Source organism: Senegalia sp. (in: firmicutes) (assembly GCF_052088025.1).
Taxonomy (GTDB): domain Bacteria; phylum Bacillota; class Clostridia; order Tissierellales; family SIT17; genus Anaeromonas.
On sequence record NZ_JBQCYD010000042.1, the window covers coordinates 1 to 20,200 of the forward strand.

Below are 20,200 nucleotides of genomic sequence, written 5' to 3' on the forward strand. Positions count from 1 at the left end.
TTATATCTTTTAGACATGATAGACCTCCAATTTCCTTTTATTTATTATATCATGTTCGAGTTTTTATTGTATAATTAAGTGTAACCTATCCACTATATTTATCTCTTCCATACCTAGATGCTCCATTATTCTATCTAATTTTTTATCCATATGATTTATCTTAAAATCTGAAGAACCAGGAGAAGCAACTAATATTCCTAGTATCATTAATAATAATGCAATAATCCATATCTCCATATCAAATCTCCTTACTATTTTTATTTTCATTTATTACATCTGAGTTTTACTCAATTCTTATTGTGACAAACTCAGATAATATTTAAATTTATAATCTATGATATATAGTTCTACTAAATTCTCATTCCCTTAACATATAATACTATTTACTTTTATTATATAAATATAATTATATCACTATTTAATAGTTTTTGTAATATTTTACAAATCTTAGACAAGAATATATCCAAAGTACTGATATTTTCCAAGTAGAAACATCAGTACTCTGGTTAATGATACAGCAACAGAATAATTACTTAAGTTTTTTTATTCGTTTTATCTCCTTGTATCTCCACACTCTAGGTTAACAACCACTGAAACATCAAAATACTTTTTCAGCTCTTTTTTCTTGAAATTATGCTCATCTTTTGTAAACACGAAATGGTCGTAAAAGTGCTTGAATCTCAGGATTTCTATATAGTTTGCTTTTGTATCAACGCAATGCACTCCACATGTGGCGTATGCGGGAACATATCCATACATTTAACTTTCTTCACACTATATCCATATCCCTCAAAAGCTCTTAAATCTTCTACTAAGCTTTTAGGATTGCATGATACATATACTATAGTTTTAGAATCAAATGCTGCTATTTTTTCTATTGCATTTTTGTGTACTCCTACTCTTGGTGGGTCTAATATTATTAAATCAGGCTTTTCATCTACACTGTCTATTGCTTTTAATACATCTCCAGCTATAAATTCACAATTATGCAGATTATTGAGTTTTGCATTGTCCCTAGCTTTTTCTACTGCTTCTTCTACTATTTCTATGCCTATTACTTTTTTAGCTACTGGAGCCATTATTTGAGCTATTGTACCCGTTCCACAATATAAATCAAATATTGTTTTATCTTGAGTATCTCCCACATAGCTTCTTGCTATTTCATATAGCCTTTCTGCACCTGATGAATTGGTTTGAAAGAATGAAAATGGAGATATATTAAACTTAAGACCTAGTAATTTTTCAGTGATATAATCTTCTCCAAAAAGTGTAATGGTTTTATCACTTTGAACTACATCTCCTAAACCATCATTTAATGTTAAAAGTATCCCTTTTAATTTACCTATATAATCAATATTTTCAAGCCTTTCTACTAATTCATCTAATACTAAATTTTCTTGAGTGCTAGTGACTAAGTTTATTAATATTTCTCCGCTAAATTCTGCTTTTCTAATTACAAGATGTCTTAGAACACCTATATGACTTCTTTTGTGATAAAATGGTGTTTGTTTTTCTCTAAAGTATTCTAAAACTGTAGTTAATATATTTGTGAAATCATCATCTACTATTTCACAGTGTGGAACTGTTAAAATTTCATAGAATTTACCTTTTTGATGCATGCCCAGCGCAAGGGGACCATCTTTGTACTCATCTCCAAATGTAAATTCCATCTTATTTCTATATTCCCATACTTTTGGACTTTCCTCTATTCCTTCAAATTCAAATCCATCAATATCAGCCTTATCAAATAAATCTAAAACTTGATTCTTTTTCATATCTAATTGATCATTATATGATAAGTTCTGATAAGTACATCCTCCACAATCTGAAAAATGAACACATTTAGCTTCTATTTCTCTTCCATCTTTTTCTATAACTTCTAATAGATTTGCATCTATCTTTGATTTTCTATTCTTTTTTACCCTTACTCTTACAGTTTGACCATCTAATGCTCCCTTTACTACAACTTTCTTATCATTATATTGTCCTATTCCCTTATTAGGAAATTCAGTTTTGTCTATTTTTAATTCAAATTCCTTTTGAGTTTTTTTCATGTTAAATCAAGCTCCTTTAAAATTTATTAATATTAGTATACCACATTTTTAAACAAAAAAATAAACTCTCAAATGAGAGTCTTAAAATTGAACTTTACATATATATAGCATTGGAAATATATTTTATTGCTATTACTCTATTGTTTTTTACATAAAATTCATCACTTAATCCATCTACTATTTGAAGTCCTCTACCATTAGTTGAAAGACTGAAGGGATCATAATTATCTCTATTATATATAAATCCTTCTCCTTCATCTTCTACCTCTATTTTTAAATGATTTTCTGATACTTCTATTAATAAATCAACTAATTTTTCTTTTTTCTTTTTATTTCCATGATTTATTCCATTACAAATTAGTTCATCTAACATAAGTCTAGCATCAAATAGTAATGAATCATCTTTTATTATTGATTGTAAGTTTGATTGAATATTTATCAAATCTGTTTTGATTGCCATTAAATCACTTTCAAGAGTCTTCTCAATTGTGTAGCACAATGTCATCACACCATTTCTTTATGATTGTTTTTCTAACTTAACTATTATTTACCCTCTTATATATGAATCAATCTTAATTTCACTTGTTTTTTAACTTTAATATTAGTATAATAGAATTGTAGTTTAAATGTTTAAATCATTTAGATTATGGGTAAAATTTAGTTAGCTACATAACTATAATTATTATTTATGAAAGGAGTTTTGATTATGCAAAAGTATGTATGTATACCATGCGGTTGGGTTTATGATCCTGCAGAGGGAGATCCAGATGGAGGAATAGAGCCAGGTACTGCTTTCAAAGATATTCCAGAAGATTGGGTATGTCCTGTTTGTGGTGCTAGCAAAGATATGTTTGAACCAGAAGAATAATCTTAAATTTAAAGGCTTCCCAATTGGGAAGCCTTTTATATATCTAAAATACCTCTAATAGTATTCCAAACCTTATCTTTGTTTAATTTTTTGGTAGCAGAAAAGGGTAATATCATACTTCTATCTTCTACTCCAAGTTCCTTAGCTATAACTGATACTTGCTTTGCAATTTGATTTTTAGAAAGTTTATCAGCTTTAGTTGCTACTATTATGCCTTTAAAACCAATAGATGTAATCCAATCATACATCATCTTATCATGTTCTCCCGGACTATGTCTTATATCAAGTAACATTATTACTTCTTTTAGACATTTTCTTTCCGTAAGATATTTATTAATCATCTCTCCCCATTTTTCTCTTTCGCTTCTTGAAACCCTAGCATAACCATATCCTGGTAAATCCACAAATCTAAATTGATCATTTATATTATAGAAATTAAGCGTTTGAGTCTTTCCTGGTTGCCCACTTGTTCTTGCTAGTTTTTTTCTATTAATTAATGTATTTATCATTGAAGATTTTCCTACATTAGATCTTCCTGCTAATGCTATTTCTGGAGAATTGGCTTCCGGATATTGTGATGGTTTCACGGCCGTCATTATAATCTCTGCTTTTTTAATTATCATTACTTTGAACCTCCACTAAAGAATGTTCTAACACTTCATCCATATTTTTTACAAATTCAAATTCAATATTCTTCTTTACCTTATCAGGTATCTCATCAAAATCTTTTTTATTATCCCATGGTAATAATACTTTCTTAATTCCTAGTCTATTTGCAGCTAGTACTTTTTCCTTCACTCCACCTATAGGAAGTACTCTTCCTCTAAGTGTAATCTCTCCTGTCATTGCTATATCTCCACTAACTGGCTTTTTAGACAAGGCAGATATTACTGCAGTAGCCATTGTAATTCCAGCTGATGGTCCATCTTTAGGTATTGCTCCTTCTGGTACATGGATGTGTATATCCATATTTGTATGGAAATCCTTATCTATTCCAAGTTCATTAGTTTTTGATCTTATATAACTAATTCCTGCCATAGCAGATTCTTTCATTACATCTCCAAGTTTTCCTGTAAGCTGAAGTTTACCTTTTCCAGGCATTGGTGTTACTTCTATGGATAATGTCTCCCCACCTACTGAAGTCCAAGCAAGGCCTGTAGCTAATCCTATCTGGTCACTTGTTTTTTCCTCACTTCTCATATATTTAGCTGGTCCTAAATATTTAGAAAGTGTTCTTGTATTTACCTTTACTGATTTAGCTTTTTCTTCTACTATCTTTTTGGCAACTTTCCTCATAACATTAGCTATATTTCTTTCAAGCTCTCTTACTCCTGCTTCCCTAGTGTAATTTTCTATTATAGCCTTTAGGGTATTATCTGAAAGTGAAATATTGTCCTCAGTTAAGCCATGTTCTTTTCTTTGTTTTGATACTAAATATTTCTTTGCTATTTCTTTCTTTTCATCTTCTGTATATCCTGATATTCTTATTATTTCCATTCTATCTAAAAGTGGTCTTGGTATAGTATTTAATGAATTAGCTGTTGTTAAAAAAAGCACTTTTGATAAATCAAATGGAACTTCTAAAAAGTTATCTGTAAAAGTATTGTTTTGCTCAGGATCTAGAACTTCAAGTAATGCTGAAGCTGGGTCTCCTCTAAAATCACTACTTAATTTATCTATTTCATCAAATAAAAATACTGGATTTCTTGATTTAGCTTTTTTCATTGAAGATATTATTCTACCTGGTATTGCTCCTACATAAGTTCTTCTATGGCCTCTTATTTCTGCTTCATCCCTTACTCCACCTAAACTCATTCTAACGAATTTTCTATTCATTGATCTTGCGATAGATTTTGCAATAGATGTTTTTCCTACTCCAGGAGGTCCTACAAGACAAAGGATAGGTCCTTTCATATTTTTAGCTAATTTTCTTATAGCTAAATATTCAAGTATTCTTTCTTTCACGTCTTTTAAACCATAATGATCATCATCTAATATTTTCCTAGCCTTTTTTATATCTAGTTTATCTTTAGTTTCAGTGTCCCAAGGTAGTTCTATCACCCATTGTAGATAATTTCTTATAATCCCTGTTTCTGCTGAAGAAGGTGACAATCTTCTAAGCCTTTCAGCTTCTTTGATTGATTTTTCCTTTACTTCTTCCGGCATATCTATTTCTTCTATCTTTTCTATATATTCATCAACTTCTGCATCTAATCCTTCTTCTTGGCCTAATTCTTTTTGTATAGCTTTTATTTGTTCTTTCAAATAATATTCTTTTTGAACTCTATTTATTTGATCTTTAACCCTAGAGCTTATTTCTTCTTCTATTTCTAAAACTTCTATTTCTTCTTCTAATATTATATGAAGTGTTTCAAGTCTCTTATAAGGATTAAAAGCTTCTAATATTTTTTGTTTAGATTCAGGCTCCAATTGAATATATGAAGATATTACATCTGCAAGCCTTCCTGGTTCTTTTATTTCAGAAACTGAAACTAATATGTCTGAAGATAAATTTTCTGTAGAACTCACATATTTATCAAAATCATCCATTACAATTCTCATCATAGCTTTCATTTCTTTATCTGGTTCCATTTCTGCTTCATATATTAGCTCTTCTACTTCTGCTTCAAAGAAAGGCTCATCTTGTAGTATTTCTCTAACCTTTGCTCTATTGATTCCTTCTACTAAGACTCTAATAGTATCCCCTGGAAGTTTAAGCATTTGCTTTATTTTACATATTGTACCTACTTCATAAAAGTCATCTTCTGTAGGCATATCTATTTTAGCTTGTTTTTGAGAAGTTAAAAAAACAAGTGAATCATTTACCATAGCTTCTTCTAATGCATTAACAGATTTATCCCTACCAACATCAAAATGTATTACCATATAAGGAAATATTGAAAGTCCTCTAAGTGGTATAAGAGGTATGGTTCTTTTATTTGATTTCGTTTTATATTTATCCACCCTTATCTCTCCTTTAAATCTTTTTATTGTAAGTTTATCTTGGGTAGAATTTTAATTGTTTTTAAAATTCAAGTACTATTATTATATTAATAAAAATAAATTAGTGCAAGTAATAAAACTAAAAGTATCTTTAATAAAGTATTACCCTATTTGCGCATAAAATATCAGAAGCCGAGGGGATCCCCTCGACTTCTACTTTTTTAAGAAGCATTCTCTTCTTTATCTTCTTTTTTTGATTTCTTTTTTCTTTTTTCTGATAAAACAAGTGTTGGCTCTTTCTTTTTTTCAATAGAATCTTTGGTTATAAGACATTTTTCTATGTCATCACGTGAAGGTATCTCATACATTATATCTAGCATGATTTCTTCAATTATACCACGAAGACCACGAGCACCTGTTTTTCTCTCCATTGCCTTATTTGCTATTAATTTCAATGCTTCTTCTTCAAAATCTAAATCAACATTGTCAATATTAAACAATTCTTTATATTGTTTAACTAAAGCATTTTTAGGCTTTGTTAGTATCTCAACTAATGCTTCTTCATCAAGTTCAGATAAAGAAACTATAACTGGAAGTCTTCCAACAAATTCTGGTATCAAACCATATCTTAATAGATCTTCTGGCTGTATTTGTTTTAATATTTCACCAACATCTTTAATTTCCTTACTTTGTATGTCAGCACCAAATCCCATTGCCTTTTTACCTACTCTTTGTTGTATAACTTTATCAATACCATCAAAAGCTCCTCCAACTATAAATAATACATTTGTAGTATCTATTTGAATAAACTCTTGATGTGGATGTTTTCTTCCACCTTGTGGGGGAACACTAGCTGTTGTTCCTTCTAGTATCTTAAGTAGAGCTTGTTGCACTCCTTCACCACTTACATCTCTAGTAATAGATGGATTATCAGATTTTCTAGCAATTTTATCTATTTCATCTATATATATAATACCTTTTTCTGCCTTTTCTACATCATAATCTGCTGCTTGAATAAGTTTTAAAAGAATATTTTCAACATCCTCTCCAACATATCCAGCTTCAGTTAAACTTGTAGCATCAGCTATAGCAAAAGGTACTTTTAATATCCTTGCTAAAGTTTGAGCTAGTAATGTTTTTCCTGAACCAGTTGGTCCAAGCATTAATATATTACTTTTTTGAAGTTCTATATCATTACTAGTTTTTCTATTTATTCTTTTATAATGATTATATACTGCTACAGCTAAAGATCTCTTTGCTCTATCTTGCTTTATTACATAATCATCTAATATTTCATTTATCTCTGATGGCTTTGGTAGTTCATTCATATCAAAGTCCATATTTTCGTCGAATTCTTCATCAATTATTTCTTGACACAATTCTATACATTCATCACAAATATATACATTGGGTCCTGCAATAAGTCTTCTAACTTGTTCTTGAGACTTGCCACAAAAAGAACATTTAAGCTCTTTGTCATCAAACCTTGCCATTAAGACACCTCTTTTCATTATTTCCTTGCGCTTATGACCTCATCAATTAAACCATATTCTTTAGCTTCATCAGCATTCATGAAATTATCTCTATCAGTGTCTTTTGAGATTCTCTCTAAGTCTTGACCAGTTCTTTCAGATAAAATCTTGTTTAATTTATCTCTCATTTTTATAATTCTTTCAGCATGAATCTGAATGTCTGTTGCTTGGCCTTGTGTTCCTCCTAATGGTTGATGAATCATAACTTCAGAATTTGGTAGTGCATATCTCTTACCTATTTTACCTGCTGCAAGTAAAAATGCACCCATACTTGCACACATACCAACACATATAGTTGATACGTCTGGCTTAATATATTGCATTGTATCATAAATTGCAAATCCAGATGTAATAGATCCTCCTGGACTATTTATATAAAGCTGAATATCCTTATCTGGATCTTCAGCTTCTAAAAATAGTAATTGAGCTACTACTAAACTTGCTGTTACATCATTAATTTGATCGCTTATAAATATTATTCTTTCCTTTAACAATCTAGAATAAATATCATAAGATCTCTCGCCTCTATTTGTTTGTTCTACTACCATTGGTACTAATGCCATAACAAATCCCTCCAAGTACAATTAATTATATTTTTATGCTAATTTAGCATTATCAACTAAAAATTCTACAGTCTTAGTTTTAATTATACCCATCTTAATTGATTCTAAATCTGATTCTCTTAAGTTCTTTTTAAATTTAGATACATCTTGTTTAGATTGCTCTGCATATTTTTCAATTTCCTTATCTACTTCTTCATCACTAGCTTCAATTTCTTCTTCTTTAGCTATAGCATCTAATACTAAATCGCTTTTAACTAAATTTAAAGCATTTGGCTTTAATTGTTCTTTTAAATCTTCTATTTTAGAATTAGTAAGTTCTAAATATTTCTCTAAGTCTAATCCTTGATATCTTAATTTGTAATCAAGATTTCTTACTTCTTCTTCAGTTTGAGATTCTACCATGACTTCAGGAATTTCTACTTTAGCATTTTCCATAACTTTTTCTATAACACTATTTTCAAATTCACTTTTTTCTTTATTTTTAGCTTCTTCTTCTAACTTAGTTTTTATATCAGATTTTAATTCGTCTAATGTATCAAATTCAGATACATCTTTTGCAAATTCATCATCTAATTCTGGTAATTCTTTTTCTTTTATTTCATGGATTTTCACATCAAATTTTGCACTTTTACCTTTTAATTCTTCTGCTTGATAATCTTCAGGAAAATCTACATTCACTTCTACATCATCACCTGCATTTTTTCCTACTAATTGCTCTTCAAATCCTGGGATAAATTGTCCTCCCCCAATTTCAAGAGATTGATTTTCTGCAGTTCCACCTTCAAATTTTTCTCCATCTATAGAACCTGAATAATCAATTATTACATTATCCCCTTCTTTTATCTCTCTATCTTCTACTTCTACAAGTCTAGAATTTCTATCTTGCATAGTTTTTAATTCATTCTCTACATCTTCATCTTCTACATTATACTCATTTTTCTCTACTTCTATACCTTTATATTCACCTAATTCAACTTCAGGTTTAACTGTTATTTCAGCTGTGAATATAACTGGTTTTCCTTTTTCAAGTTCAGATATATCAATGTCTGGTCTATCTACTGGCTCTATTTTATTTTCATCAATAGCTTTTTCATAAGCAATTGGTAATACTATATTAATAGCATCTTCATAAAATACACCTTCTCCATATCTTGATTCTATAATCTTTCTAGGCGCTTTGCCTTTTCTAAACCCTGATATATTGAATTTAGATCTATTTTGTAAATATGCCTTTTGAATTGCTTTATCAAACTCATTATACTCTACTTCAAACTTTAAAGTTACTTGATTGTTTTCTTTTTTTTCTACTGTTGAACTCATTAATTAATTTCCTCCTTAAAATAAGTAAATCTATTTTATCTCTTATCACTATATGATAGAGTAATTATATCATACTTTAACCCTACATACTAAAAAAACCAATGGTTTTACCATCGGTTTAGCATTTTGTCAATGGTGCGGGAGAAGGGACTCGAACCCCCACGTCAATGACACTAGATCCTAAGTCTAGCGCGTCTGCCAAATTCCGCCACTCCCGCATAAATTATAATACAAATACTTTTTGACAAGTTTAATTATATTATTTTTATTGATACTTGTCAATAAAAAATAAAATAAAAAAATATTCAAAATATTTTATTATTTGTGTTTAAAATTATTTATAGGAGGTATATATATAATACTATTAATAGAAGGGGATGATTCCACCAAAGTAGAAAATAAGTATTAAAAACAAATCTTTAAATATTATCATCCTAGTAATTGTCAAAACGATTTTAATAGCTTCAAATTAATATCAGTTAATCTGACAAACTTAATGATAATATGAAAAATGGGTTTCAATCTAACTAACAAAACAAAGAATTACATTAGCACTTTAAGATTATTGTATTCGAAGCAACTATACCCTTGGATTACCTTAAAGAAATAGATAAGTAAGTATAAGGTCTTTGAAATGGTAAATCTTAAAGAAAAGCAAATATCCAATATTTAAGTTATTTATAAAAGTAACATTCAATTAACAAGTAAGTAGTAGTAGTATTTAAGTACTGGTATTAGAGAAAAGTAGTATTATTTAAATAGTAGTATTAAAGAAAGTAGTATTAGGGTATTTAAAATCGGAAGGAATGATTCCCCCACAAATTAATAGTAGTACCTCATAGAAAAGAACATCTCAATACAACAATCTGGAGATGTTCTTTTCTTTATGCAATTTATAATATTCTTATCCTTAAAATACACTTCCCTATTTCATTTGTATAAATTAAATATAAAGGATTGCTTAAAATATCAATAATTATATTAAATAAAGGGTATATATAATAGATGTCAAGTAATTAGCATTGGAGGTCACTATGGAATATAAATCTTATCAAGAAAATTTACTCAGATATTTATTATACATACCTAAAGAAGATCTAAAATTAACTATATCTCGTATTCATCCCGAGGATATATTGGATGCATTAAGGATTTATGATGGTGATAAAAAGGAAATAATTTTAAAAATTCCTGAAGAAGTATTGGTTGATATTATTGATCAAGCTGAAGACGAGGAAAAATATGAACTGTTGTCATTAATGCCTGATAGAAAACAAAAAAACATAGTTGAAGAGATGTCATCTGATGAATTAACTGACCTATTAGGTTCCATATCAAATGAAGAGGCAAATAGTATTATTTATAAGATGGATATTGATGATGCAGAGGAGATAAGAGAGTTACTAAGCTATGAAAAAGACTCTGCTGGTGGAATCATGGCAACAGAATTCATTGCTATAAGAGAAGATATGACTGTAGCTGATTCACTTAAATATCTTCAAAAAGAAGCACCAAATGCAGAAACTGCTTATTATTTATATGTATTAAATGAAGAAGAAAAGTTAAGGGGTGTTGTATCTTTAAGAGATTTAGTTGTAGCCAATTTTGATAGAGAAATAAAGGAAATTATGAATGAAAATACAATAAAAATCCCATGGGATATGGATCAAGAAGAAGTAGGTAATATATTTGAAAAATATGGTTTTGTCTCTATGCCTGTGGTAGATAGTTCTGAAAAAATGCTCGGGATCATAACTGCTGATGATATTTTTGAAATAATGAAAGAAGAATATACAGAAGATATGTATCTTTTAGCTGGACTTGATGAAGACGAAAAAATTGAGCGAACTGTTGGTGAATCTGTTAAAAATAGACTTCCCTGGCTTTTTGTTAATTTAATTACTGCAATCCTTGCCTCTGTTACTGTCTCTTTATTTGAAGGAACTATAAGCCGAGTGGTAGCTCTAGCTACATTTATGCCCATAGTTGCTGGAATGGGTGGAAATGCTGGAACTCAAACCCTAACTCTTATTGTACGTGGTATTGCAATGGGTGAGCTAGATATGGAAAATACTAAAAAAATATTATTAAAGGAAATTAGTATAGGTATATTAAATGGACTTGCCATAGGACTTACCATAGGTGTTTTAAGTTTTATTTGGCAAAAAAATATCATGTTTGGAATTGTAATAGCAATAGCTATGATTTTAAATATGCTAGTAGCTGGAATATCTGGATATAGTGTTCCTCTTATATTGAAAAAAATGAATATAGATCCCGCTCTAGCTTCTTCTGTTTTTGTAACTACAATGACAGATGTATTAGGATTCTTTTTCTTTCTAGGACTTGCTACGATTTTTATTGAATTCCTATAATCATTTTATAGATTATATTATATAATTATGATAAAATATTAGAGTTAAGTTGTATTTTAAGGAGTGTATTTTTTTGGATTATCTCATATTAGTTTTAGGTTTTACTGCACTTATAAAAGGTGCTGATTTTTTTGTGGATGGTGCATCTTCTATCGCAAAAAAATTTGGACTACCCTCTATCTTAATAGGGCTTACAATTGTTGCCTTTGGAACATCTGCACCTGAAGCTGCTGTAAGTATAAAAGCTGTTACTACTAATTCTGATGGAATTGCAGTTGGAAATATAATAGGATCTAGTATATTTAATATACTTTTAGTTGTGGGTGCTGCTGCAATTATAAAGCCTGTTAGAATCAAACTTAAAACAATCTTTAAGGAGTTTCCTTTTCTATTACTCGCATCTGGAATGTTGTTTGTATTATCCTTTGATAAGGTCTTACAAGGAACAAATACAAATGAATTATCCAGAGGTGATGGAATAGTATTGCTTTCAATATTTTTAATATTTATATATTATGTAGTGGAAATGGCTGTTTTTTCTAAAGATGAAGATACAGGACTTGTCGAAACTGAGACTATAGAAGTTATTCCACTTTGGAAATCATTAGTTTTAACAGGGCTTGGGCTTGTAGGTATAATAGGTGGTGGTAATTTTGTAGTTAATGCTGCAACTGATATTGCTCTGTCTCTTGGCATGAGTGAAACCCTAGTAGGACTTACCATCATTGCCATAGGAACTTCCCTACCTGAACTTGTAACCTCTATTGTAGCTGCATTTAAGGGTGAGTCTGATATTGCTATAGGAAATGCCATTGGTTCTAATATGTTTAATATTGTATTTATATTAGGTATAACTTCAATTATAAAGCCCTTACCTATTGAAAGTAAGGTGTTTTTTGATATATTGTTTTTAATAGCTGCAACATTACTTACCTATATCTTTGCATCAACTGGTAAAAGGACAAATAGATTTGAAGGTATCACTCTTTCTTTAGCTTATCTTGCTTATATGATATTTATACTTATAAGAAATTAGGACAATGCATATGCATTGTCCTAATTTTATATCTATTTATATGTTTTTAGAATCCTTTTCTTCTGATTTATAAACCTTTGTACCGCTTTCACCTTTTAAAGCATCTTTTGCTTTTTCAAGGGATGCTATTATAGTAGTTCTACCTATTTTTGATTCTGCAAATGCCATAGCAGCTTCTACTTTGGGCAACATACTTCCTGGAGCAAAATGCTTTTCTTCTATATATTTTTTAGCTTCTTTTATGCTCATTTCTTCTAAATCTAATTGATCTGGTTTACCAAAGTTAATTGATACCCTATCTACTGCTGTAAGTATAAATAGGTAATCAGCATCTATTATTTCAGCTAATTTTTCACTTGCAAAGTCTTTATCTATTACTGCTGGTACACCTTTTAAAGAGTTTCCTTCTTCAACTACTGGTATTCCACCACCACCAACTGATATAACTACTTGACCTGCTTTTATTAATGCTTTAACCGTTTCTTTTTCTACAACATCTATAGGCTTTGGAGAAGCAACTACTCTTCTATATCCTCTACCTGAATCCTCTATCATGTCATATCCTTTTTCATCTCTAAGAACCTTACATTCCTCTTCAGTATAGAAACTTCCTATTGGCTTTGAAGGATTTTTAAAAGCTTGATCATCTTTATCTACAAGAACTTGAGTTACTATTGTAGCTACTGGTTTTTTAACATTTCTAGATTTCAACTCTTCTCCTATTGCATTTTGCAGGTGATATCCAATATATCCTTGGCTCATTGCTCCACATTCTGGAAAAGGCATTGTAGGAACTGCATCTTCCTTGCTTGAAGCAACCTCCATTGCTAAATTTATCATACCAACTTGTGGTCCATTACCATGAGCTATTACTACCTCATTTCCATCTTCTATAAGATCTACTATTGGTTTTGCTGTATCCTTTACAAGACTTAATTGTTCTTCTGGTGTCTTCCCTAATGCATTTCCGCCTAATGCTATTACTATTCTACTCATAATTACCTCCTAAAAGTTTTGTATTCTTAAATCATATTTCATTAACTATTAATATTTTATCATGAATTCTATCAAAATCCACAAATTTTTTGAACTTTTAAAATCTTTATCAAATCTATCTAAATTTTAAATTTTTTTTGTGTATTATTATCATCTATAATAAATTTAATTCCTTATCTTCTTAAATATCTCAGATATAGTCATAGGAACAAGAGACAATAATATTACATAAAGCCAATGGATACCATCTAACATAGCAAGTTCAAATATTACTCTTAAAGGTGGAATAAATATCACACTTAGCAACAATACAGATGATAGAGCTATTGCTCCTATTAAATATTTGTTTGAAAATAATCCAACTTTAAATATACTTTTATCCATTGATCTTATAGTTAAACTATTTGCAAACTGTGATACTGCAAGTGTAACAAGTGCCATAGTTCTTCCAGTTTCAATATTTACTTCTTTACCTATATAAAAAGAAAATATAGTTACTGCTCCTATTACACAACCTTTAACAAAAATACTAATACCAAGTCCTCCTGCAAATATGCTTTCATTTAAAGGTCGAGGTTTTCTATCCATTATTCCAGGTTCTGGTGGATCTACTCCAAGTGCAAGTGCGGGAAAACTATCTGTAATTAAATTTATCCATAATATATGAATTGGTAAAAGTGGTGTAGGAAGTCCTATCAATAGTGCTACAAATAAAGCTATAATCTCTCCTACATTACAAGATAAAAGGTAATGTATAGATTTTTTAATATTATCAAATATACTCCTACCTTCTTCTACTGCTGAAACTATGGTTGCAAAATTATCATCAGTAAGGACCATATCTGCTGCTTCTTTTGATACATCAGTACCAGTTATACCCATTGCACAACCAATATTTGCTCTCTTAAGTGCAGGAGCATCATTTACTCCATCACCTGTCATGGCTACTACATTTCCTTTTGCCTGCCATGCCTTTACTATCTTCACCTTATGTTCAGGTGAAACTCTTGCATATACAGAATATTTATCAACCGTTTCAGCTAGTTGACTATCTGATAATTTTCCTATTTCAGATCCTTCTATTGCCTCTGAATCCTCTTCAAGTATTCCAAGCTCCTTTGCTATTGCAATAGCTGTTATCTTATAATCTCCTGTAATCATAACAGGTTTAATTCCAGCTGATTTACATTCAGCTACTGAAACTTTAACTTCTTCACGTGGCGGGTCTATCATTCCACTCATTCCTGCAAATATCAAATCATTTTCTACTGATTTACTATTTATTTCACCTGGAATTTGATCTATATCTTTGTAAGCAAGACCTAATATTCTAAGAGCACTTGATGCCATATTTTCATTTACTTCTATTATTCTTTTCCTATGATCATCTGTAATATCTTCTACTTTTCCATCTATAAGTATGCCCTTACACCTATCTAAAATTACATCTATTGCACCTTTTGTAAATACCCTATATCCTTTTTCTATATCATGAATAGTAGACATCATCTTTCTATCAGAATCAAAAGGTACTTCTTCTACTCTAGGCATTTTTTCTTCTAGTTCTTTTCTATACAATCCATTGTCTCTAGCTAAGACAATTAAAGCAACTTCTGTTGGATCACCTATAGCCTTCTTTTCTCCCTTATCTTCTTCAATAGATGAATCATTACACATAAGTCCTGTCATTACTGCTAATTTTTCATCCTTATCTTCTAAATTAATATCTTGTGCATCAATTAATTTATCATAAGTATAAACTTTTGTTACTGTCATTTTATTTTGTGTAAGTGTTCCAGTTTTATCAGAACAAATAACTGAAGCAGCTCCAAGTGTTTCAACTGCTGGTAATTTTCTTATAATAGCATTTTTCTTTATCATTCTCTGCACGCCAAGAGATAATACTATAGTAACAATTGCTGGAAGTCCCTCTGGTATTGCAGCTACTGCAAGTGATATTGCAAGCATAAACATTTCAAATATGCCCCTACCTTGAAAATATCCTACTAAAAACATTATTGCTGATACAGCTAAGGCTAAGATACCTAGATATTTACCTAATTGATCTAGTTTTTTCTGCAAGGGCGTTTGTAAATCTTCTTGACTATCTATCATTGTTGCAATTTTTCCTATTTCTGTATCCATTCCAGTTTCTGTTACTATAACTTTTCCTCTACCATTAGTAACTAAAGAAGTAGAATATACCATATTTTTTCTATCGCCTATAGGTATATCTTCACCTTTTGGAATTTCCAAATCCTTATTAACTGGAACTGATTCTCCTGTAAGTGCTGATTCCTCAACCTTTAAGCTTGCACTTTCAATGAGAATCCCATCTGCAGCTATGTAATCTCCAGCTTCTAATATCAGTATATCTCCTGGTACAATTTCACTAGAATTTATTTCTAATATTGATCCATTTCTAAGGACTTTTGCTATTGGTTTTGACATATCCTTTAAAGCCTTTAAAGATTCTTCTGCTTTATTTTCCTGTACAACACCTAGTATTGCATTTAATAACACTATTGCTGCTATTATAATAGTATCTTTGTATTCACCCAAAACACCAGATACTGTTGCTGCAACTAAAAGTATTAATATCATGAAGTTTTTAAATTGATTTATGAATCTTTGAATGAGTGTTATGCTTTTTTTGCCTTCCAATTCATTTAATCCATATTTTTCTTTTCTTTCTTCTACTTCATTTTCAGTTAATCCATTTTCAGAATTAGCCTTTAATATATCCTTAACTTCGCTAGCATTTTTCTTATACCATATTTCTGAACTCAAAATATCCCTCCTACATTTGATTTTTCATTATTACTAATATTATTTACCCTTTTAACTATCTTATATTCATTAACTAAACTAATGATGAATATATTTTTCTACAAAATATATTATATTTCCCAGGCAATTTCCGACTTTTAAGCACAAAAAAGTCTATGGATTAATCCATAGACTTTTTGTGCTTAATTACAAGTTAATTCAAGTCCCATTTTTCCTTCTTTAAATAACTTTATATCCATTATTTTTAAATCATCTGCAATATTTGGTCTAAAGCCCATTTGAGCTATTACATCCTTTTCTAAATCTACTCCTGGTGCTATTTCTGTTAGTGTAAATCCTTCTTTTCTAAGTTCAAATACTGCTCTTTCTGTAATATATATTACAGGCTGACCGGTTTCAATAGCATAATCTCCTGAAAAAGTAACTTGCTCTACTTGATCTACAAACTTTTGAACCTTACCTTCTTTAATTATATTTAATTTTTCATCTTTTATTTCTACATCTAAGCCTCCTGCTGTAAATGTGCCACAATATACTACCTTTTGCGCTTTTTGTGAAATATTGATGAAACCACCGCATCCAGGTATTTTAGGTCCAAATTTAGATACATTTACATTTCCACCTTTATCACATTGTGCAAGGCCTAAAAAGGTAATGTCTAAGCCTCCACCATCATAATAATCAAATTGATATGGTTGATCTATTATAGCTTCTGGATTAGTAGCAGCACCAAAACTAAGTCCACCTGCCGGTACTCCACCTATAGTTCCAGCTTCTGTAGTAAGTTTAAGACCCTTTACTCCTTCTTCATTTGCTACATTAGATACTCCTTCAGGCATTCCTATTCCTAAATTCGTTATAGCATTTGGTACAAGCTCCATAGCTGATCTTCTAGCTATTACTTTTCTTATATCCAAATCCATTGGTTTTATACTGCCAAGTGTTACTCTAATTTCCTGAGAGTAAGCTGGGTTATATGCTTCAGCAAAAGTTTGCATATGATTTTCTTCTTTTGCTTCAACTATAGCATCTACAAGTATACCAGGTATCTTTACTTGACTATAGTCAAGAGAACCATTTTCAACTATTTTTTCTACTTGAAGAATTACCTTACCTCCAGAGTTTTTAGCAGCTTGTGCCATAGATAGCATTTCAAGGTTCAAACATTCACGTTCAAATGAACAGTTTCCATCTTCATCTGCATAGGTTCCTCTTATTATAGTTACATCTATAGGCATTGAAGGATAAAACATCCATTCTTCATCTCTTAAATTTATTATTTTAACTATATCTTTTTTTGTAATACTGTTTAATTTTCCACCTTCAACTCTAGGATCTACAAATGTTTTAAGTCCTATCTTTGTAATACTTCCAGGTCTACCTGCTGCTATATCTCTAAACAAATGAGATATTACACCTTGTGGCAAATTATATGCCTCTATTTTTTCATCTAAAGCTAATTTCCCTAGCTTTGGTGCAAGACCCCAATGACCACCTATAACCTTTTTGATTAGTCCCTCATGTCCAAAATGATTTAAACCTCTATTTTTTCCATCGCCTTGTCCTGCTGCATATATAAGTGTTAAATCTTGCGGCTTAGATTTTTCTATAAAATATTCTTCAATAGCTTTTGTAATTTCTTCCGGATGCATATTCCCTACAAATCCACCTACAGCTACTGTATCTCCATCTTTGATTAATTGTACTGCTTCAAAACCAGTCATAATCTTACTCATTTTTATGCCTCCTAAAATACTTTATATTTTAAACTATACCTGTTGCTAAGTAGAATACTGATATAACTACTACTGCAATTAATGGTATCCCCATTGTAACCATAGCTATATGTTTATAACTTCTCTTGTGGTCCATGTGAGTTACTGCAAGCAATGTTATAACTGCTCCACAATGTGGGAATGTGTCAAGTCCACCAGCTGCTACAAGCATAATTCTATGAATAGCCTCAGGATTTATATTCATAGCTAAAAATTCTTCTGATAATACTTCAAGAGCTATAGCAGTACCACCTGATGATGAACCTACTATACCTGCAAGTAAAGTGGTTGAAATTGCCACTTTAAATACTGATGGTATTGCAAGTGCTACTACGGCAAGTTTTACTGTCGTAAATGCAGCTAGTGATTTTATAACCCCACCATAACCAACTTCTGATGCTGTATTAAATATTGGAAGTAATCCTCCTACTGCTCCATCAAATACAATTTTATTTGTATTTGTAAGATACTTTCTCATAGAGATTATTATAAATACTATTGCAACTGCAAGACCTATAACAACAGGCCAAGTTCCATTTACATCTATTCCTAAATCATTATATTTACTGATTACTGAAGCTCTTGTAAAATAAAACTTTGTAAGACCAAAATTCAAAATAAACACTATTAGAATTGGTGCAAGTGATAACCAAAATCCTGGTACATTTCCTCCCATATCTTTGAAATTTTCTTCTGGATGATCTCCATAACCTTCACCTAAAGCTTGATATTTACTAGCTCTATTGTTTAGATAATATACTCCACCAAAGAACATAATAAGTGAAGCTATTATACCAAGAACTGGTGCTGCAAATGTAGTTGTTCCAAAATAAACCGTAGGCATAGTATTGATATACTGAGGTGAACCTGGCATAGCGGTCATTGTGAAGGTAAATGCACCAAGTGCTATTGCTGCCGGTAATAATTTCTTTGGTATATCTGCTCTTCTAAGTAATGTAGCTCCTATTGGATACATTGCAAAAACTACAACAAATAGTGAAACTCCACCATAAGTTAACAAAGCAGTAGAAAAAACTATTGCAAATATCGCTCTTTTTGGCCCTAATTTTTCTGAAATCATTTCAGCAATAGCAATTGCTGCGCCTGATACTCCCATTAGCTTTCCAAATATTGCTCCTGCTAAAAACACTGGGAAATAGTCTTTAATATAACCTGCTGCTGCTGGCATGAAAACTTCTGAAAGTGCATATAGTGCAGGAATTTCACCTGACACTAAAGCTGCTGTCATAGCTAATAGTGGTGCAAGTACTAAAACTGTAACACCTCTATAAGCAAAATACATAAGTGCTACTAATGTTAAAATAATTGATATAACTCCTAACATTGAAAAACCTCCTCATTTTTTTAAATTTCTTAATTAATAATAATTGCAAGCATTATCATCAAACTATAACGCTTTCATCTATATATAAAGCAAGATACATGCCAATATTTAAATCTTCATTATCTAGCCATCAAATAGCTTTAATGCTTGATTTCACTTATTTATTTTTTATGTTGAAAAAGGACTAAATATGTAAATTATAATTTACATATTTAGTCCTTTTTCTTTTTTGCTTGCATTAAATGGTATTTATAGAGCATTTTCAAAGTGTTAACTTTGCTTTACATGTTAACCTTTTAAATGTCTTTAATATCGTGTTTCTCTAGTTTTTTATACAAAGAAACTCTACTTATTCCCAAAGCCTTAGCAGTTTGATTTTTATTACCTTTATTTCTTTTCAAATATTCTATTATCATTTCTTTTTCTATCTCATCTAAAACTGCCTTTAATTTTTTATCTGATGAATATATCTTGCTTATCTTTTCACTCGTAACTCTTTTTGGAAGATGATGTGGCTCTATAGTCAATTCTACATCCAAGAGATTTAAAGCTCTTTCTATGACATTTTCCAGTTCTCGAATATTACCTGGCCAGTCATAATTT

16 protein-coding genes and 1 tRNA gene are annotated in these 20,200 nt (G+C 30.5%); 3 read left to right on the plus strand and 14 right to left on the minus strand.

The genetic code is table 11. From position 1 onward, the window contains the following. Positions 1–63: 63 nt before the first annotated feature. The 3 genes from ACTHUW_RS10160 to ACTHUW_RS10170 all read right to left on the minus strand — a co-directional run bounded on the left by ACTHUW_RS10160 (position 64) and on the right by ACTHUW_RS10170 (position 2,553). Positions 64–237: a hypothetical protein gene (locus ACTHUW_RS10160; protein ID WP_442197627.1), complete on the minus strand. Its 174-nt coding sequence runs from the start codon at positions 235–237 to the stop codon at positions 64–66. A 452-nt stretch (positions 238–689) separates the two neighbouring features. Beyond that, on the minus strand, positions 690–2,054 hold the full coding sequence (gene rlmD / locus ACTHUW_RS10165) for a 23S rRNA (uracil(1939)-C(5))-methyltransferase RlmD (RefSeq protein WP_442197626.1): 1,365 nt from the start codon (positions 2,052–2,054) through the stop codon (positions 690–692). Between the two features lie 94 nt (positions 2,055–2,148). Continuing rightward, positions 2,149–2,553, minus strand: a complete 405-nt coding sequence (locus ACTHUW_RS10170; RefSeq protein WP_442197625.1) for an ATP-binding protein — start codon at positions 2,551–2,553, stop codon at positions 2,149–2,151. A gap of 207 nt (positions 2,554–2,760) precedes the next feature. On the opposite strand from ACTHUW_RS10170, the gene rd reads away from it, so the two are divergent. Continuing rightward, positions 2,761–2,922, plus strand: a complete 162-nt coding sequence (gene rd, locus ACTHUW_RS10175; protein ID WP_442197624.1) for a rubredoxin — start codon at positions 2,761–2,763, stop codon at positions 2,920–2,922. A gap of 35 nt (positions 2,923–2,957) precedes the next feature. On the opposite strand, the gene yihA is transcribed toward rd, so the two are convergent. From yihA to ACTHUW_RS10205, 6 genes are all read right to left on the minus strand, one after another. Next, entirely contained in the window at positions 2,958–3,545 is a 588-nt protein-coding gene (gene yihA / locus ACTHUW_RS10180) for a ribosome biogenesis GTP-binding protein YihA/YsxC (protein ID WP_442197623.1), read from the minus strand. After that, on the minus strand, positions 3,535–5,886 hold the full coding sequence (lon, locus tag ACTHUW_RS10185) for an endopeptidase La (RefSeq protein ID WP_442197622.1): 2,352 nt from the start codon (positions 5,884–5,886) through the stop codon (positions 3,535–3,537). Before lon ends, yihA begins: the two co-directional genes overlap by 11 nt. Positions 5,887–6,086: 200 nt before the next feature. Further along, positions 6,087–7,358 (minus strand): ATP-dependent Clp protease ATP-binding subunit ClpX, encoded by a 1,272-nt coding sequence (clpX, locus tag ACTHUW_RS10190; protein ID WP_442197621.1) that lies wholly within the window; start codon positions 7,356–7,358, stop codon positions 6,087–6,089. A gap of 17 nt (positions 7,359–7,375) precedes the next feature. Beyond that, complete coding sequence (clpP, locus tag ACTHUW_RS10195; protein WP_442197620.1) at positions 7,376–7,960, minus strand: ATP-dependent Clp endopeptidase proteolytic subunit ClpP; 585 nt, start codon at positions 7,958–7,960, stop codon at positions 7,376–7,378. A gap of 33 nt (positions 7,961–7,993) precedes the next feature. Further along, positions 7,994–9,280, minus strand: coding sequence for a trigger factor (gene tig / locus ACTHUW_RS10200; protein ID WP_442197619.1), 1,287 nt, complete (start codon positions 9,278–9,280; stop codon positions 7,994–7,996). Between the two features lie 133 nt (positions 9,281–9,413). Then, positions 9,414–9,498, minus strand: a tRNA-Leu gene (locus ACTHUW_RS10205). Between the two features lie 816 nt (positions 9,499–10,314). Between ACTHUW_RS10205 and mgtE the strand changes: the two genes are divergently transcribed. Continuing rightward, on the plus strand, positions 10,315–11,655 hold the full coding sequence (gene mgtE, locus ACTHUW_RS10210) for a magnesium transporter (RefSeq protein ID WP_442197618.1): 1,341 nt from the start codon (positions 10,315–10,317) through the stop codon (positions 11,653–11,655). A gap of 73 nt (positions 11,656–11,728) precedes the next feature. Further along, on the plus strand, positions 11,729–12,691 hold the full coding sequence (locus ACTHUW_RS10215) for a calcium/sodium antiporter (RefSeq protein ID WP_442197617.1): 963 nt from the start codon (positions 11,729–11,731) through the stop codon (positions 12,689–12,691). A gap of 36 nt (positions 12,692–12,727) precedes the next feature. Here the strand turns inward: ACTHUW_RS10215 and arcC are convergent, their stop codons facing one another. The 5 genes from arcC to ACTHUW_RS10240 all read right to left on the minus strand — a co-directional run. Further along, positions 12,728–13,687 (minus strand): carbamate kinase, encoded by a 960-nt coding sequence (gene arcC, locus ACTHUW_RS10220; protein ID WP_442197616.1) that lies wholly within the window; start codon positions 13,685–13,687, stop codon positions 12,728–12,730. 165 nt (positions 13,688–13,852) lie between these two features. Next, complete coding sequence (locus ACTHUW_RS10225) at positions 13,853–16,465, minus strand: calcium-translocating P-type ATPase, PMCA-type (protein ID WP_442197628.1); 2,613 nt, start codon at positions 16,463–16,465, stop codon at positions 13,853–13,855. A gap of 194 nt (positions 16,466–16,659) precedes the next feature. Further along, entirely contained in the window at positions 16,660–18,213 is a 1,554-nt protein-coding gene (locus tag ACTHUW_RS10230) for an acyl CoA:acetate/3-ketoacid CoA transferase (protein ID WP_442197615.1), read from the minus strand. Positions 18,214–18,241: 28 nt separating this feature from the next. Continuing rightward, positions 18,242–19,597, minus strand: a complete 1,356-nt coding sequence (locus tag ACTHUW_RS10235) for a GntP family permease (protein ID WP_442197614.1) — start codon at positions 19,595–19,597, stop codon at positions 18,242–18,244. A gap of 296 nt (positions 19,598–19,893) precedes the next feature. After that, on the minus strand, positions 19,894–20,200 hold a 307-nt coding region (locus ACTHUW_RS10240), incomplete at its 5' end, for a helix-turn-helix domain-containing protein (RefSeq protein ID WP_442213176.1).

Coding starts and splice junctions, on each gene's coding strand:
- ACTHUW_RS10160 (WP_442197627.1), bottom strand. CDS start 237: ATGGAGATATGGATTATTGCATTATTATTAATGATACTAGGAATATTA.
- rlmD (WP_442197626.1), bottom strand. CDS start 2,054: ATGAAAAAAACTCAAAAGGAATTTGAATTAAAAATAGACAAAACTGAA.
- rd (WP_442197624.1), top strand. CDS start 2,761: ATGCAAAAGTATGTATGTATACCATGCGGTTGGGTTTATGATCCTGCA.
- yihA (WP_442197623.1), bottom strand. CDS start 3,545: ATGATAATTAAAAAAGCAGAGATTATAATGACGGCCGTGAAACCATCA.
- clpX (WP_442197621.1), bottom strand. CDS start 7,358: ATGGCAAGGTTTGATGACAAAGAGCTTAAATGTTCTTTTTGTGGCAAG.
- clpP (WP_442197620.1), bottom strand. CDS start 7,960: ATGGCATTAGTACCAATGGTAGTAGAACAAACAAATAGAGGCGAGAGA.
- tig (WP_442197619.1), bottom strand. CDS start 9,280: ATGAGTTCAACAGTAGAAAAAAAAGAAAACAATCAAGTAACTTTAAAG.
- mgtE (WP_442197618.1), top strand. CDS start 10,315: ATGGAATATAAATCTTATCAAGAAAATTTACTCAGATATTTATTATAC.
- arcC (WP_442197616.1), bottom strand. CDS start 13,687: ATGAGTAGAATAGTAATAGCATTAGGCGGAAATGCATTAGGGAAGACA.
- ACTHUW_RS10230 (WP_442197615.1), bottom strand. CDS start 18,213: ATGAGTAAGATTATGACTGGTTTTGAAGCAGTACAATTAATCAAAGAT.
- ACTHUW_RS10235 (WP_442197614.1), bottom strand. CDS start 19,597: ATGTTAGGAGTTATATCAATTATTTTAACATTAGTAGCACTTATGTAT.